This is a genomic window from Streptomyces sp. NPDC051105 (genome assembly GCF_040682795.1).
GTDB lineage: Bacteria > Actinomycetota > Actinomycetes > Streptomycetales > Streptomycetaceae > Streptomyces.
Window position 1 is genome coordinate 25,506 of sequence record NZ_JBFBBR010000032.1, and the last position, 16,111, is coordinate 41,616.

Consider the following 16,111-nt stretch of genomic DNA (forward strand, 5'->3'; position numbering starts at 1 on the left):
GCTTTGTCCTCGCTCACAGCTTCGGCGCAATCTCTTCGGTCCAGATCCGCTCCCGCTGCTCCTGCGTCATGTGGCAGGCGGCCCAGTGCTGGCTGCCGACCTCGGTCAGCTCGGGGCGGACCGTGCGGGTGACGTTGTCCTTCGGGACGTCGGCGTACGGGCAGCGGGGGTTGAAGGCGCAGCCGGACGGGACGTTGATCAGCGAGGGCGGGGAGCCCTTGACCGGGATCAGGCGCTCCTGCTGCTCACGGTCCAGGCGCGGCATCGAACCCAGCAGGCCCCAGGTGTAGGGGTGGCGGGGCTCGTAGAACACCTTGTCGGCCGGTCCGCGCTCGATGCACCGGCCGCCGTACATCACCAGGATGTCGTCGGCCAGCTCGGCGACGACGCCCAGGTCGTGGGTGATGACGATGACCGCGGAGCCGAACTCCGTCTGCAGGTCCCGGATCAGGTCGAGGATCTGCGCCTGGACGGTCACGTCCAGGGCCGTCGTCGGCTCGTCCGCGATGAGCAGTTCGGGGTTGTTGACCAGCGACATCGCGATCATCGCGCGCTGGCGCATACCGCCGGAGAACTCGTGCGGGTAGCTGTCGACACGCTTGTCGGGCTGCGGGATGCCCACCCGGTCGAGCATCTCGACCGCGCGCTTCTTCGCGACCTTCTTGGTGACGTCGTGGTGGATCCGGTACGCCTCCACGATCTGCTGGCCGATCGTGTAGTACGGGTGCAGCGCGGACAGCGGGTCCTGGAAGATCATCGCCATCTCGCGACCGCGCAGCTTGCGCACGTGGTCGGGGTCGGCGGAGAGCAGCTCGGTGCCGTCCAGCCAGATCTCGCCGGAGATCTGCGCCTTGCGCTTGCCGTACTGGCCGGCGGTGTGCAGGCCCATGATGCCGAGCGAGGTCACCGACTTGCCGGAGCCGGACTCGCCCACGATGCCGAGGGTCTTGCCCTTCTCCAGCGTGAAGCTGAGCCCGTCGACGGACTTGACCAGGCCGTCGTCGGTCGGGAAGTGCACCTTGAGGTCGCGCACCTCCAGGAAGGAGGTCGGGGCGGCGGAGCCGGAGGTGGGCTCACCCAGGGCGGCTCCGCTCTTGCTCAGGTCGGTCATGTCAGCCTCACTCGGGGGTCGATCACGGCGTACAGGATGTCCACCACGAGGTTGGCGAGCAGCACGGCGAGAGACGTGATCAGCGTGACGCCCAGGATGATGGGCAGGTCCTGGTTCCGGATGGCGTCGAGCACCGCGCGGCCGAGGCCGGGCAGGTTGAACGTCGACTCCGTCAGGATGGCGCCGCCGATGAGGGCGCCGAGGTCCATGCCGAGCATGGTCAGGATGGGGGTCATCGTGGAGCGCATGGCGTGCTTGCCGATGACGACCTGCTCCTTGAGGCCCTTCGCGCGTGCCGTGCGGATGTAGTCCTCGCCGAGGATCTCCAGCATGGTGGCGCGGGTGATCCGGGCGTACATCGCCGCGTACAGGAAGGCGAGGGTGATCCAGGGCAGGATCATGCCGCCGAACCAGCCGCTGACGCTCTGGTCGAGTGGCACGTACTGCGCGTCGATCCATTTCAGCCCGAAGGCGAAGATCGCCAGGCTGAGCAGACCGGTGAAGTAGATGGGGAGGGAGACACCCGCCAGCGCGACGACCATCGCACCGCGGTCCCAGATGGTGCCCCGCTTGAGCGCGGAGAGCACACCGGCCGCGACACCGAAGACCAGCCACAGCACGGCGGCACCGAGCGCGAGTCCCAGGGTCACCGGGAAGCGGTCGGTGAGCACCGGCCAGACGGCCTGCTCGCTACGGAAGGAGTAGCCGAAGCAGGGCGCGGCGCAGTGGGTGACATCGCCACCGCCGGAGTAGGTGCGTCCGACGAAGATGCCCTTGAAGAAGTGCCAGACCTGGGCGTAGATCGGGTCGCTCAGGCCCAGCTTCTGCCGTACGGCCTCGACGGCTGCCGGGTCGGCCTGCTTGCCCACGAAGCTCGTGGCGATGTCGACGCCCGCCCACTTGGGGACGAGGAAGAAGATGCCGAAGACCACCATGACGATGACCACGAGCATCACTGCGGCGGCGAACAGCCGCCTGATGAGGTAAGCGAGCACAGCTTACGGCCCGCCGCGGGGCCGCGGGCCACCGGAGATTGTCCGATGGCCCGCGACCACGCCGCGCCGGCCTTCACCTGCCTTTCGTGCCTGTACGGCGGGTGTGCCGGTTTACTTCTTCGGGTTCTTCAGACCGAGGTTGACGAAGTCGTACGTACCGCTGTAGTTGTCCGTCGTGTAGACGTTCGCGAGGTTGTCGCTGCGCCAGTTGATGAACTTCTCGAAGGTGAAGGGCAGGTAGTACGCGCCCTCCATGATCTTGTGGTTGATCTCGGTCGAGAGCTTGGTCTTGCCCGCGTCGTCCAGCGTGGTGACGTACTGGTTGAACAGACCGTCGATGGTCTTGTCGTTGATCAGGGCGAAGTTGTTGTTACCGCTCTGCGCGATGTACTTGCTGTCCCACAGCGGCAGACCGAAGCCCTGGACGGTCGGGAAGTCCGGGCCCCAGCCCATGATGATGATGCCGTAGCCCTTCTTCTTCACGTTGGCGGGGCTACCGATGATGCCGGTGGTCTGCGAGCCGTCGAACTGGTCGATCTGGGCGTTGATGCCGATCTTCTTCAGAGACGCCTGGAGCGACTGGGCCGTGGCGACCTCGACCGGCTTGTTGTTGCGCACCGCGATGGTGGTCGAGAAGCCGTTCGGCTTGCCGCACGCCTTCAGGGCCGCCTTGGCCTCGGCGACGTTGCCGTTCTTGTTCGCGCCGGCGATCTTGTACGGGTCGTACTTCTGGCCCTCGGCGCCCGGGACGGACGGCGGGAGCATGTTGGTACCGATGTCACCACCGGCGATCGGGCCACCGCGCGCGGTCTGCAGCGAGACGTGGTCCGCGCCGAGGATCACGGCCTTGCGGCACTCGACGTTGTCGAACGGCTTCACGCTCTGCGGGAAGGTCGCGTAGCGGATGTAACCCGAGACCGGGTTGTCCAGGTTGGCCTTGTGCTCCTTCAGGGCGGTGGTGCGGCCCTGCGGGGACATGCCGGTCTGGTTGATGTCCAGGTCCAGGTCACCGTTGAGCAGGCGCTGGTCCAGCTGGTTGGCGTCCGAGAAGAACTGGACGGTGATCTTGTCCGGGTACGCCTTGCGGACCGGGTCCGAGGACTGCTTCCAGTTCGTGTTGCGCACCAGCGTCAGGCTCTTGCCGGGGCTGTAGGACTCGAACTTGTAAGGGCCGGAGGAGAACGGCTTCAGGCCGTACTTGGACTTGGTGTCCATGTCCTGGCGGACCGGGGAGGCCGAGACCAGACCCAGCACCTCCTGGAAGTCCGAGTTGGCCTTGGGGAGGTGGAAGACGATCGTCTTGTCGTCCGGCGTGGTGATCGCCTTCAGGCCCAGCTTGTCCTTGGACGTGTCCTTGTAGGGACCCTTGTACTCGCCCTTGGGGTCCAGGAAGTCCTTCAGGTACGTCGGACCGCCGGACAGCACGTCCTGCGCCCACACCCGCTCGATGCCGTACTTCACGTCCTTGGACGTGATCGGCTTGCCGTCCTCCCACGTGATGCCGTCACGCAGGGTGTACGTGTAGGTCTTGCCGCCGTCCGTGACCTTGGCGAGACCGGTGGCGAGGTCCGGGGTGAGCTCGGCGCCGGCCTTGCCCGGCTCCGCCTTGCCCGTGACCAGCTGGCGGCTGTAGTAGCGCGCGAAGTCCCACATGAAGCCGTAGTAGCCACGCGTGGTGTCCCACGAGTCGGCGTCCTGGGCACCGCCGAAGCGCAGCGTGCCGCCCTTCTTGACCAGGGAGGCCTGGGCGACCTTGTTGTTGGCGGCGTCGAAGCCGGCAGCGCCGTTCTTCGAACCGCCGCCGTTGTCGTCGCTGCTGCCGCCGCACGCCGCCGTGGTCAGCAGTGCGGCGACCGCAGCAGCGGCGGCAAATGCCTGCTTACGCCGCCCTGAGGTGCGTTGGGTAGTCACGATCTCGGATCCTCCGGATTAGATGAGAGACCCCGTGTTGCTGCCACGGGACGCTTTGGGTACGGCTTGTTCAGCGGGACGCCTTCGGGTCCAGCGCGTCGCGCACGCCGTCGCCGAAAAGGTTGAAGGCGAGGACGGTGATGAAGATCGCCACACCCGGGACCACCATGTACATGGGGTCCGACTCGTAGTAGTCGATGGCGCTCGACAGCATCTGCCCCCAGGACGACGTGGGCGGCTTGACGCCCACGCCCAGGAAGCTGAGAGCCGCCTCGGTGAGGATGTTGGTGGGGATCATCATCGTCGTGTACACGATGATCGGCGCGACCAGGTTGGGCAGCAGTTCCTTGAACAGGATGTAGAACCGCCCGGCACCCAGCGATCGGGCGGCCTCGACGTACTCGCGCTCACGCATCGAGAGCGTCTGGCCGCGCACCACGCGTCCGATGTAGGGCCAGCCGAAGAAGCCGATGACCAGGATCATCACGAAGACGCGCACGTTGGACCCGGACAGGCCCAGCATGTTGTTCGGCATGACGGAGACCAGGGCGATCGTGAACAGGAGCTGCGGGAAGGCCAGCAGGCCGTCCATCACGCGGCTGATGAGCGAGTCCACCCAGCCGCCGAAGAAGCCCGCCAGGATGCCCAGCACGGTGCCCAGGACGACCGCGACGAGGGCGGACAGGAAGCCGACCAGCAGCGAGACGCGGGCGCCGTAGAGGATGCGGGCGAGGATGTCGCGGCCGTTGACCGGCTCGACGCCCAGCAGGTGGTCGCCGCTGATGCCGCCCAGGGACCCCTTGGGGGTGCCGAACAGCGGGTCGATCAGGCTCTCGTTGTAGGCGTCCGGGTCCTGACCGAGCAGGTGGGTGATCACTGGCGCGAGCAAGGCGACCACGACGAGGACGAGGACGACGATGCCGCCCGTGAGGGCGAGCTTGTCCCGCTTCAGGCGCTCCCAGGCGATCCGGCCCAGGGAGCGCCCCTGCACGACCTTCTCACCGGCGGCGGCAGCCGCCTCTTCGGCCGCACCCGGGGCCGCTTCCGCGGTCGGCTCGTGCAATGGTGCCGTCATCTGGCAGGGACCCCTCTCAACCGGCGGTAGCCGGCTTGCACTTGCCGCTGGTAGCGGCATGATCACTCTCTCCTGGGCAGGGGTGAACACCCCTTGGAGCGCGAGTCTTCAACGCTGTGGCGACCAGTTGCCAGAGTTGGCGGTGAATGGATGCGTAACCGTGATGCGAGCAAGGCGTTTCGTTATCCGAACGACGGGTAACACATGCCGGACAAGGGCAAGCCTGGCAAAGCGTCACATAATCGGACTAAAAACCCTTGTCTACACGCGGAGACTCCCTCGGTGACACGCCCTCACTCCGGGTCCCGCCGAGCGCCATGTGGCCTGGAACACAGAAAAGCCGATCCAGAAATCCCGGTCGGCGACGATCGCGCCACGGGGCCGGCCGCGCCACTCGATCACGCCGTGTACCAGGCGAACGCCGAGGGAATTTCGGTGGAGCACGGCCTCAGTGTGCCCGGAACGCGTTAAGGCCAGGTGACGCCCAGGGTGGAATTCCAGGAGCTCCGCCTCGACAAGGCCCACTACGGCGTCTTCCCCGTTCGTCACCGCGAAGTTCTTCCACTCCACGTCAGTACGCGCCGGGCGCCGGCGGATACCCGTATCCGGCCACCGGCGCCGGTGGCAGGGCCGCATGCGCCTCACGGTCGTAGAACGGCCGTGCCGTCGCCCGCATCCACATCACCACCGGGTCGTACTCGTCGGTCATGGCGACCGTCGAGACGGGCAGTCCGTCCGGCACCGCCCCGACGGACTGCTGCATCATCGCCCGTACCGAGTCCACGGCCGGCGGCGACGTGTCGTACACGTCGAGCCCGATCGCCAGATACGGCGCGCCGAGCGCCGGCTGCACCCAGGCGCGCCGCAGGGAGCGGATCGCGGGGGTACGGTGGGCGTTCTGCGACAGCAGCGCGTAGAACTGCGGGATCTCGATGGCCGGTTCCACGAGCCGTAGCGGCCCCGCGGGCTGGCGGTCCAGGCCGGTCGCGATCCGGCGCAGATCCAGCCAGGGGATGCCGACGCCACCGCCCGGGGCGTGCGGGTTGAGCCACAGGCCGAAGTGGTCGGGATAGAGCGTGCGGGCCACGTCGAGGCCGTCGACCACCTCGTACGAGCGGTTCCAGCCGCTCGCCGACAGTTCCTGGGCCGAGGTCACGCAGGGGGCGTAGCCGTGGCCGTCGACCTCCATGTTCCCGTACTGGGCGTCGGGGGAACCGCCCTGGCCGTGCCAGAGCAGCATCCAGATCTGGCCGGAGGAGGGCGTGGCCAGGGCGCGGAGGAGTGCCTCGTAGGCGTCGTAGCGCCCGGGGGTTACCTGGCGCAGCATGTGCTCGACCTGTCCGGTCGCCGCGGTGCCGCTGGCGCTCACGTGTTACCGCCCCTTCATTGAATTGCCCCGCGTTGGAGGTCGCCCCGCGTTCGGAGACAGCTTAAGCGCCGAGGGGGTTGGCGCCGATGGTCCGTCGGCGGGCGCGGGTTCGTCGCGTTCCTCGCGCCCGCGCGGCGGAGCCGCGGACCGGCACAGCCCCGCGCCCCGGCGGGGCGCCTTCAGTGGCCGTACTGATAGAAGGGGCGAACGTTCTCCCGCATCCAGTGGCCCACGGGGTCGTCCGCCACATCGAGCAGGACCAGGTTCACCGGCCACTTCACGGGGACCCGGCCGAGAGCCTTGCCCAGCGCCTCCAGGGGCAGCGCCCTGATGTCCCCGTCCCAGTGGGTCAGTTCGACGCCGACGAACATCACGGGGTCCGCCGTCTCGACCGCGGCCAGGCAGCGGCGGGCGGTGGCGACCACACGGATCCCCGCGAACTCGGCGGAGGCCGCGGCCAGGAAGTCCATCGGGTCGTCCTGCCAGTCCGGTTCGAAGAGCCGGACCCGGCCGCCCGAGGCGGGGCCGTCCAGTTCGCTGCGGCCGGACCGGCACAGCTCGGCGACCGCCTCCGGCGGCAGCGGGACGCCCACCACTCCGCCGGGGTTCACGGCGATGCCGACCTGCGGGGGCAGACCGCGGGCGAACTCGACGGCGGGGGCGATCGTGTACGACAGATGGGAGCCGACCACCTGGCGGAACTGCTCCTCGGAGCTGAACACCGGGACGTACACCCCGCCCTGGATCTCCGTGGTGGGCAGGTCCAGCGGGCCGCTGTGCGGGCCGCCGCCCTCCGGTAGCGGGATCCACAGGTAACTGCGGGCCAGTACCTCGATGAGCCGGCCCGCCGCCGCGGGGACGCCGAGGGAGGCCGACAACACCTCCTCCAGCTCGTTACCGGGCCAACCGCCGTGCGGGTGGGGGTGCGCCTGTGCCGGGAAGTCCGCGGGAATGTCCGCCGGGAAGTCCATCTGCCTACCGCCTGCTGGAAACCACTGCTGCTGAGGCTGAAAAGGCTAGCGGGTGGCTGTGACAATGCCTCACCCCGTGAGCCGCTCCACTTTCCGGAATGCCTCACCCGGCGGGCTTCGCCGCCTCCCGGAAGGCGATCCGGCACAGCGCGTCCGCCGCGTCCCGGTCCAGGAGCACCGCCGAGCCCACCCCCTCGGGCAGCCCGCCCTGCTCCACCGCGCGCACCAGGCGGCCGGCGGCGTGCCGGTGACGCAGGAACGCGTACCGGGAGACGCCCCGGCCGCGCTCGCGCTGCCCGTCCAGTGCCGTGCCCGGCGTGACGTCCAGGAGCAGCAGGTGCAGGGTGCCGCCGCGGCGGCGGGCCTCGCGGGCCAGCCAGTCGCGCACCCAGGCCTGGGTACCGCAGTCGTGCACCACCACGCCCTCGCCGGTGCGCAGCGCGCGGCGCAGTCCGGCGTAGTGCGCGAGGCGGACCAGCGGGCGGTAGAGGGCGTACGGCAGGAAGCGGGCCAGTCGGGCGTCCCAGCGGTCACGGGTGTCCTGCGAGTCGATCCGTCTTCCCTCGACGGTGCGGTGCATCAGGGTGGACTTGCCGCTGCCGGGCAGCCCGGTGACCACGACCAGGTCACGGGGGCCGAAGAGCAGGCCGTGCGGGCCGCGGCCGGCGCGGTCGCGCAGATCGCGGACGACCGGCGCCATGGGGGTCCCCCCGCGCGAGCGCAGCCGAGCGTGGGGGAGCTTCGCGCCCCGCTCGCGGGCCGGGGCCGTCGGCTGCCCGGGCAGGGCGATGCCCGTCGTCGCGTATGACGTGGTCCTTGTCACCGTGATCGTCCTCCCTGGGGGTTCAGGAAAGGTTCTCCCCACTTAACGTAAAGAGAAGGTAATGCACGGTGTCTCGCGGTTCCGTCCGCTTCCGGCCACAGGCCTGTTACAAAGCTCCGCCCGGCATGCGATGATGTGCCCGCCAACTGCATACCGGCCGTTTGAATCCGCGCGGGAGAGTCCCCAGCAGCCTTCGCTGGGGCGCCGAAGGAGCAAGTCCCTCCCTTGAATCTCTCAGGCCCCGTTACCGCGCGGGCGAGGCACATCTGAAAAGCGGGCCGCCGTGTCGGTGGCCCCACCCAAGGTGCAAGCCGTGACCATCGGTGTGGTCAGGGCGAACCTCTCAGGTTCCGATGACAGATGGGGAGGACAGACCTCGCCTGTCATGCCCTGGGATCTTTGGGAGACGACCGACCGATGAGCAGTTCCGATTCCGCCGCACTCCGCCGTACCGCGCTCGATGCCCTGCATCGCTCGCTCGGCGCCACCATGACCGACTTCGCCGGCTGGGACATGCCCCTGCGCTACGGATCCGAGCGCGACGAGCACGTCGCCGTACGGACCAGGGCCGGGCTCTTCGACCTCTCCCACATGGGCGAGATCGCCGTGACCGGCCCCCAGGCCGCCGCCCTGCTGAACCACGCCCTGGTCGGCAACATCGCCTCCGTCGGCGTCGGGCGCGCCCGCTACACCATGATCTGCCGGGCCGACGGCGGCATCCTCGACGACCTGATCGTCTACCGGCTGGCCGAGACCGAGTACCTGGTGGTGGCCAACGCCTCCAACGCCCAGGTGGTCCTCGACGCGCTGACGGAGCGTGCCGCCGGGTTCGACGCCGAGGTGCGGGACGACCGGGACGCGTACGCGCTGATCGCCGTCCAGGGGCCGGAGTCGCCGGGGATCCTGAAGTCGCTGACCGACGCCGACCTGGACGGCCTGAAGTACTACGCCGGGCTGCCCGGCACCGTCGCCGGGGTCCCCGCGCTGATCGCGCGCACCGGCTACACCGGCGAGGACGGCTTCGAGCTGTTCGTGAAGCCCGAGCACGCGGTGGAGCTGTGGCAGGCGCTGACCGAGGCGGGCTCCCCGGTGGGCCTGGTGCCCTGCGGGCTGTCCTGCCGGGACACCCTGCGCCTGGAGGCGGGCATGCCGCTCTACGGGCATGAGCTGACCACCTCGCTGACCCCCTTCGACGCCGGGCTCGGCCGCGTGGTCAAGTTCGACAAGGACGGCGACTTCGTGGGCCGCGAGGCGCTTCAGGAGGCCGCCGACCGTGCCGCGGCCGAGCCGCCGCGGGTGCTGGTCGGCCTGGTCGCCGAGGGCCGCCGGGTGCCGCGCGCCGGGTACCCGGTGGTGGCCGACGGCGAGGTGATCGGCGAGGTCACCTCCGGCGCCCCCTCCCCGACGCTGGGCCGGCCGATCGCCATGGCCTACGTCGACGCGGCGCACTCGGCGCCGGGCACGGCGGGCGTGGGCGTGGACATCCGGGGCAGCCACGAACCGTACGAGGTCGTGGCGCTGCCGTTCTACAAGCGCCAGAAGTAGACCCGCGGCGCCAGAAACAGATCCACGGGGAGACACTGAGCGCGGCAGCGCGTGACCCTGCGCACATTTCCGCTGCTCACGCGTGTTTCCAGCAGTCCCCTTTCACCAGCACTCCCCCGCGTACAGGAGAATTCAGGCCATGAGCAACCCCCAGCAGCTGCGTTACAGCAAGGAGCACGAGTGGCTGTCGGCCACCGCGGACGGCGTGGCGACGGTCGGCATCACGGAGCACGCGGCCAACGCGCTCGGTGACGTCGTCTTCGTCCAGCTCCCGGCCGTCGGCGACACCGTGACCGCGGGCGATTCCTGCGGCGAGCTGGAGTCGACCAAGTCGGTCTCCGACCTGTACTCGCCGGTCACCGGTGAGATCACCGAGATCAACGAGGACGTCGTGGACGACCCGTCCCTGGTGAACTCGGCCCCCTTCGAGGGTGGCTGGCTGTTCAAGGTGCGTGTCGCGGACGAGCCGGCCGACCTGCTCTCCGCCGACGAGTACACCGCCTTCACCGCCGGCTGAGGGCCGCCAAGACACCGGCTGAGGAGTCGTAGAACCAGATGTCCGTTCTGAACACGTCCCTGCACGAGCTCGACCCGGAGGTCGCGGCCGCGGTCGACGCCGAGCTGGCGCGCCAGCAGTCCACCCTGGAGATGATCGCCTCGGAGAACTTCGCTCCGGTCGCGGTCATGGAGGCGCAGGGCTCGGTACTCACCAACAAGTACGCCGAGGGCTACCCGGGCCGCCGCTACTACGGCGGCTGCGAGCACGTCGACGTCACCGAGCAGATCGCCATCGACCGGGTGAAGGAGCTGTTCGGCGCCGAGTACGCCAACGTGCAGCCGCACTCCGGTGCCTCCGCCAACCAGGCGGCTCTGTTCGCGCTGGCCCAGCCCGGCGACACCATCCTGGGCCTCGACCTCGCCCACGGCGGCCACCTGACCCACGGCATGCGCCTGAACTTCTCCGGCAAGCAGTTCGACGTCGTGGCGTACCACGTCGACGACTCCGGCCTGGTCGACATGGCCGAGGTGGAGCGGCTCGCCAAGGAGCACCGGCCGAAGGTGATCATCGCCGGCTGGTCGGCGTACCCGCGGCAGCTGGACTTCGCCGAGTTCCGGCGGATCGCCGACGAGGTCGAGGCGTACCTGTGGGTCGACATGGCCCACTTCGCCGGCCTGGTGGCCGCCGGGCTGCACGAGAACCCGGTGCCGTACGCCGATGTGGTCACCTCCACCACCCACAAGACGCTCGGCGGTCCCCGCGGCGGCATCATCCTGGCCCGCCAGGCCTTCGCGAAGAAGCTGAACTCCTCCGTCTTCCCGGGCTTCCAGGGCGGTCCCCTGGAGCACGTGATCGCGGCGAAGGCGGTCTCCTTCAAGGTCGCCGCCTCGGAGGAGTTCAAGGAGCGCCAGCGTCGTACCGTGGAGGGTGCGCGCATCCTCGCCGAGCGGCTCACCGCGCCCGACGCCCGCGAGGCCGGTGTGAACGTCCTGTCCGGAGGTACGGACGTCCACCTGATCCTCGTCGACCTGCGCGAGTCCGAGCTGGACGGGCAGCAGGCCGAGGACCGTCTCCACGAGGTCGGCATCACGGTCAACCGCAACGCCGTCCCGAACGACCCGCGCCCGCCGATGGTCACCTCGGGTCTGCGGATCGGCACCCCGGCGCTGGCCACGCGCGGCTTCACGGCCGAGGACTTCACCGAGGTCGCGGACGTGATCGCCGAGACGCTGAAGCCGTCCTACGACGCGGCGGCCCTGAAGGCCCGGGTCCAGGCCCTGACCGGCAAGCACCCGCTGTACCCCGGTCTGAACAAGTAGTTCCCCGGCGGGGGCACCCGATGGCGTGTGCCCCCGCCCTTTTCGGAGGAGTTCCCGTGGCCATCTCGGTCTTCGACCTGTTCTCGATCGGCATCGGCCCGTCGAGCTCCCACACCGTCGGCCCGATGCGCGCGGCCCGCATGTTCGCACGCCGCCTGCGCAACGAAGGGCTGCTGGACTCCGTCACGTCCATACGTGCCGAGCTGTACGGGTCGCTCGGTGCGACCGGCCACGGCCACGGCACCCCGAAGGCGGTGCTGCTCGGCCTGGAGGGCGCCTCGCCGCGCACGGTCGACGTGGAGAGCGCGGACGACCGGGTCGAGACGATCAGGACCACGGGCCGCCTGTCGCTGCTCGGCGAGCACGAGATCGCGTTCACCTACGACGCGGACCTGAAGCTGCACCGCCGCAAAACGCTCCCGTACCACGCGAACGGCATGACCCTCTGGGCGTACGACGCGTCCGGGGCGGAGCTGCTGACCAAGACGTACTACTCGGTCGGCGGCGGGTTCGTCGTCGACGAGGAGGCGGTCGGCGCGGACCGCATCAAGCTGGACGACACGGTCCTGAAGTACCCCTTCCGCACGGGCGACGAGCTGCTGCGCCTGACGAAGGAGACGGGTCTGTCGATCTCCGCGCTGATGCTGGAGAACGAGCGGGCCTGGCGTACCGAGGAGGAGATCCGCGAGGGGCTGCTGGACATCTGGCGGGTGATGCAGGCGTGCGTCGCGCGCGGGATGTCGCGGGAGGGGATCCTGCCGGGCGGTCTGCGGGTCCGCCGTCGTGCCGCCATCACCGCGCGCCAACTGCGCGCCGAGGGCGACCCGTTGGCGCACGCGATGGAGTGGATCACGCTCTACGCGATGGCCGTGAACGAGGAGAACGCGGCGGGCGGCCGGGTGGTGACCGCGCCCACGAACGGCGCGGCGGGCATCATCCCCGCCGTCCTGCACTACTACATCAACTTCGTCCCGGGCGCCGACGAGGACGGGGTCGTCCGCTTCCTGCTCGCCGCCGGTGCGATCGGCATGCTCTTCAAGGAGAACGCGTCCATCTCCGGCGCCGAGGTCGGCTGCCAGGGCGAGGTCGGCTCCGCCTGCTCGATGGCGGCCGGCGCGCTGGCCGAGGTGCTGGGCGGCTCCCCTGAGCAGGTCGAGAACGCGGCCGAGATCGGCATGGAGCACAACCTCGGCCTCACCTGCGACCCGGTCGGCGGCCTGGTCCAGATCCCCTGCATCGAGCGCAACGGCATGGCCGCGGTCAAGGCGGTCACCGCGGCCCGCATGGCGATGCGCGGCGACGGCTCGCACAAGGTGTCCCTGGACAAGGTCATCAAGACCATGAAGGACACGGGCGCCGACATGAGCGTCAAGTACAAGGAGACGGCCCGGGGCGGCCTGGCGGTGAACATCATCGAGTGCTGATGAGGTAGGTCCTGACCACCGCTTTTGTATCTTTCGGCGCTGTCCGGGCCGTCCCTGCCCGCACGCCGAACCGGATCGAGGCTCCACGGCCGGGCGGTGGCCCGGGGCGGCGTCGCGCACGCCCCGTCGCTCCGGGAACGGCTCAGAGGGTCTTCTCGACGACGAAGTCGCACAGCTCCTCGAATACGGCACGCGCCGGTGAGTTCGGCAGATTGCGGATCTCCTGCCGGGCGATGTTCGCCCATTTCCGCACGTCCGCCCGTGCCATGTCGATGGCCGGATGCTCCTGGAGGAGCTTCAGTGCCTCGGCGTGCAGGGTGTCATCGGTCAGCTGACCGGACCGCAGCAGCTCCACGAGCCGTGTGTCCGCGGCGAGGGACGAGCGCAAGGCGTAGATCATCGGCAGGGTGGGGACACCCTCGCGGAGGTCGGCCCCCGGGGGTTTGCCGCTCTGGTCGGCCCCGCTCGTGACGTCGAGCACGTCGTCGGACAACTGGTACGCGATGCCCCAGGCTTCGCAGGCCCTCCTTATGCACGCGGTGATCTCGCCCGGCGCGCCCGAAAGGAGACTGCCGAGTTCGCCGGAGGCGGCGAACAGGGACGCGGTCTTGTTGCCCAGGACGCCGATATGGTGATTCAGCCTGTCATCCTCGGACGACGGGCCCGCCGTCTCGGCCGACTGGCCCTCGCAGAGCCGGACGAAAGTCCTCGCATGGAGCCGGGTCGCCTCGTCCCCGAGTTCCGCCACCAGTTGAGAAGCACGTGAAAAGAAGAAGTCGCCCGTCAGTACGGCAACCGAAGTGCCCCACACAGCATGTGCGCTCGGCACCCCCCGCCGGATCGTGGCCTCGTCCATGACATCGTCGTGATATAGCGTCCCGATGTGGGTCAGCTCCACGGAAACCGCTCCGGACAGGATGCGCCGCTCATCCCACCGATTCCCGAACTGGGAGCCCAGAAGCACCAGAAAAGGCCTCAGGCGTTTTCCACCGGCAGTGATCAGGTGGCGCGACGAGGCGGCCAGCAGCTCCAGGTCCGTCTCCACCGCCGCCAGCAGCTGCTCTTCGACCAGTTTCATGTGCCGGGTGAGTTCGTCGGCCAACTCCGCATCGGCAACTTCCACAGGCAAAGCAGTGCTCATGCAGCTCTCCAACCGTGACCGACCAGCACTATGGCGATGAACTCACCTAATCATCCTGGCCACTTGGGCGTCCAGCTTGCACACCCGTTGCCGCACTCGCCGCCGCGGCCACTTCCGTCGGCGCGGGTGGCCGGCGGCGCAGGCCTCTGACCTCGGGAACCAACGGAGCGACGGCGCTGAGGGTCACAATGAGAGCGCCGCTACAGGTGAGAACGACGGGCATACCGAACCCCTCGACCAGCCCGCCGGCGGCCGCGGTACCGAGAGGGCTGAGCGCGTAATTCCCGAGCGCGTCGTAGGCGGAGATACGGGAAAGCTCCTCCGGTGGAATCTCCTGTTGCAGTGCGATGGCCCAACCGACTTCGAAGACTTCCAGGCACGCTCCCGCCAGGAAGGACAAGGCGATATCGACCGGTTCCGTCAAGGGAATGGCGAGGGCGAAGAACACCAAGGACAGGGCGGGAAAGGACAGAATGCCCGCCAGGAGTATGCGGCGCGGCCGGAACCTGAGCATCACCATGCCGCCCACGACGGCCCCGAAACCGTAGGCGGCCACGATGAATCCCCAGCTGTTCGCGCCGTCGAGGTACCGATGGGAAGCCAGCGGGCCCAGCACGCTGATCAGCGCCGAGCTCGCCGTGGTGACGACCGCGGACAGCGTCACGGTCACCCACAGCCAGCGTCGGGAAATGAACGTGCGCCATCCCTGGCGAAGTTCGGAAACCATGCCTGATTTCCGTCCCTGGGGGAGGTTGGTGAAGTTCATGCGAAAGCGCAGGAGCGCGGCGATCGCAAAACTGGCGGCGTCGATGGCGAGACCCCACCCCGAGCCCCAGAGCGCGACGAGCAGGCCGCCGAGCGCGGCACCGCCGATCGACGCCGTGTTGCGGCACACGCGGTCCAGCGCGACAGCCTTCTGCCGCAGGCCGGACGGCACCGTGTGCGGGAGCAGCCCCTGTGCCGCCGGATAGCTGACGGCTACGCCGATGCCGCCGACCCCGGACAGCGCGGCCAGGTGCCAGACCTGGGCGTGACCGGTGAGGAGCAGACCGGCCGCGACACCTTCGGCGGCGGCCTGGACGACGTTCGCCGCGACCAGGACCCGGTGGCGGGGCCAGCGGTCCGCGATCACTCCGCCGATCAGCAGGAAGGCGACGAGAGGGAAGAGTTTCGCGGTCGCGACGAGCCCGACGTCGCCGGCCGATCCACCGACGCCGAGGACCGCGAAGGGAATCGCGACTGCCGCGACCGATGATCCCGTAACAGAAATGGTATTGCAGGTTACGAGCAGCCGAAAATTACGACTCCGGAGCGGGTTTCGTAAGACGGACATTTCAAAGAGCCTGCACTTGCCGTGTCTCCTTCGCGCGAAGCATGTCCGATTCCTCTTGTGAATCTTCTGCGAAAAATGTCCGTCGCCGAACAGCTCAACGAGGCCGGTCAATCATTGAACTCTGGGCCCTGGTGGCTGTCAAGGAGCCCTTGATTGCGTCAGTGAGGAATGCCGCAGCACGGAGTGATCTTGGTCACTCTCGATCGTTCACAAGGTGCGGGAAGTCTGGGCGGGCCCCCTCCAATTTCCCTGTTCTGGCTGTACGCGGAGGGTTCGCGACCCGCTCCCCTGCCCCGCTTCACCCGTCACGTCAAGCACTGTCGCCACACAATGTGCGCTGCTAAGGTCCGCTGACCGAAAGGCTGTTCAGAAGACAACCTCTCAGGGGGAGTCAGGGTGAACTTCGAACTCCGCAAGGTTGCGTTGTCGTACGGGCAGCGTCGGTTGTGGCTCGCCGATCAGGCTGCCCCGGGGAGTCTGGCCTACAGCACTCCGTTCATTCTCCGGTTACGGGGCCGGGTGCGCCCTGAAGTGGTGCGGGCGTGCTTGAGCGAGATCGTTCGACGGCATGAGGTGCTGCGGACGACGTTCGTTG

General features: G+C 68.7%; 14 protein-coding genes and 1 riboswitch. Of the genes, 5 read left to right on the forward strand and 9 right to left on the reverse strand.

Annotated elements, in window-relative coordinates:
• Positions 1-13 precede the first annotated feature (13 nt).
• The 7 genes from AB0N16_RS40705 to AB0N16_RS40735 all read right to left on the reverse strand — a co-directional run bounded on the left by AB0N16_RS40705 (position 14) and on the right by AB0N16_RS40735 (position 8,255).
• Positions 14-1,111 carry an ABC transporter ATP-binding protein gene (locus tag AB0N16_RS40705; RefSeq protein WP_365805875.1) on the reverse strand — a complete coding sequence of 366 codons (1,098 nt, stop codon included), beginning with the start codon at positions 1,109-1,111 and terminating at the stop codon, positions 14-16.
• Positions 1,108-2,106, reverse strand: coding sequence for an ABC transporter permease (locus AB0N16_RS40710; protein WP_365805876.1), 999 nt, complete (start codon positions 2,104-2,106; stop codon positions 1,108-1,110). Before AB0N16_RS40710 ends, AB0N16_RS40705 begins: the two co-directional genes overlap by 4 nt.
• Before the next feature lie 111 nt (positions 2,107-2,217).
• Positions 2,218-4,017 (reverse strand): ABC transporter substrate-binding protein, encoded by a 1,800-nt coding sequence (locus AB0N16_RS40715; RefSeq protein WP_365805877.1) that lies wholly within the window; start codon positions 4,015-4,017, stop codon positions 2,218-2,220.
• Positions 4,018-4,087: 70 nt separating this feature from the next.
• A complete protein-coding gene (locus tag AB0N16_RS40720) occupies positions 4,088-5,092 on the reverse strand; it encodes an ABC transporter permease (RefSeq protein WP_365805878.1) in 1,005 nt (334 codons plus the stop codon).
• A 571-nt stretch (positions 5,093-5,663) separates the two neighbouring features.
• Positions 5,664-6,461, reverse strand: a complete 798-nt coding sequence (locus AB0N16_RS40725) for an enhanced serine sensitivity protein SseB C-terminal domain-containing protein (RefSeq protein WP_365805879.1) — start codon at positions 6,459-6,461, stop codon at positions 5,664-5,666.
• Positions 6,462-6,640: 179 nt separating this feature from the next.
• Positions 6,641-7,432, reverse strand: a complete 792-nt coding sequence (locus AB0N16_RS40730) for an enhanced serine sensitivity protein SseB (RefSeq protein WP_365805880.1) — start codon at positions 7,430-7,432, stop codon at positions 6,641-6,643.
• Positions 7,433-7,535: 103 nt separating this feature from the next.
• A complete protein-coding gene (locus AB0N16_RS40735; RefSeq protein WP_365805881.1) occupies positions 7,536-8,255 on the reverse strand; it encodes an AAA family ATPase in 720 nt (239 codons plus the stop codon).
• Between the two features lie 162 nt (positions 8,256-8,417).
• A riboswitch (glycine riboswitch) is annotated at positions 8,418-8,515 on the forward strand.
• A 157-nt stretch (positions 8,516-8,672) separates the two neighbouring features.
• Here AB0N16_RS40735 and gcvT point away from each other — a divergent pair.
• From gcvT to AB0N16_RS40755, 4 genes are all read left to right on the forward strand, one after another.
• Positions 8,673-9,800 carry a glycine cleavage system aminomethyltransferase GcvT gene (gene gcvT, locus AB0N16_RS40740; protein ID WP_365805882.1) on the forward strand — a complete coding sequence of 376 codons (1,128 nt, stop codon included), beginning with the start codon at positions 8,673-8,675 and terminating at the stop codon, positions 9,798-9,800.
• Positions 9,801-9,939: 139 nt separating this feature from the next.
• Positions 9,940-10,317 (forward strand): glycine cleavage system protein GcvH, encoded by a 378-nt coding sequence (gene gcvH, locus AB0N16_RS40745; protein ID WP_365805883.1) that lies wholly within the window; start codon positions 9,940-9,942, stop codon positions 10,315-10,317.
• Positions 10,318-10,355: 38 nt separating this feature from the next.
• Positions 10,356-11,618, forward strand: a complete 1,263-nt coding sequence (gene glyA, locus AB0N16_RS40750; RefSeq protein WP_365805884.1) for a serine hydroxymethyltransferase — start codon at positions 10,356-10,358, stop codon at positions 11,616-11,618.
• A 56-nt stretch (positions 11,619-11,674) separates the two neighbouring features.
• Positions 11,675-13,042, forward strand: coding sequence for an L-serine ammonia-lyase (locus AB0N16_RS40755; RefSeq protein ID WP_365805885.1), 1,368 nt, complete (start codon positions 11,675-11,677; stop codon positions 13,040-13,042).
• A gap of 142 nt (positions 13,043-13,184) precedes the next feature.
• Here AB0N16_RS40755 and AB0N16_RS40760 read toward each other — a convergent pair whose 3' ends face one another.
• Positions 13,185-14,195: a polyprenyl synthetase family protein gene (locus AB0N16_RS40760; RefSeq protein WP_365805886.1), complete on the reverse strand. Its 1,011-nt coding sequence runs from the start codon at positions 14,193-14,195 to the stop codon at positions 13,185-13,187.
• A 34-nt stretch (positions 14,196-14,229) separates the two neighbouring features.
• Entirely contained in the window at positions 14,230-15,627 is a 1,398-nt protein-coding gene (locus AB0N16_RS40765) for an MFS transporter (RefSeq protein WP_365805887.1), read from the reverse strand.
• A gap of 285 nt (positions 15,628-15,912) precedes the next feature.
• Here AB0N16_RS40765 and AB0N16_RS40770 point away from each other — a divergent pair.
• On the forward strand, positions 15,913-16,111 hold a 199-nt coding region (locus AB0N16_RS40770; RefSeq protein WP_365805888.1), incomplete at its 3' end, for a condensation domain-containing protein.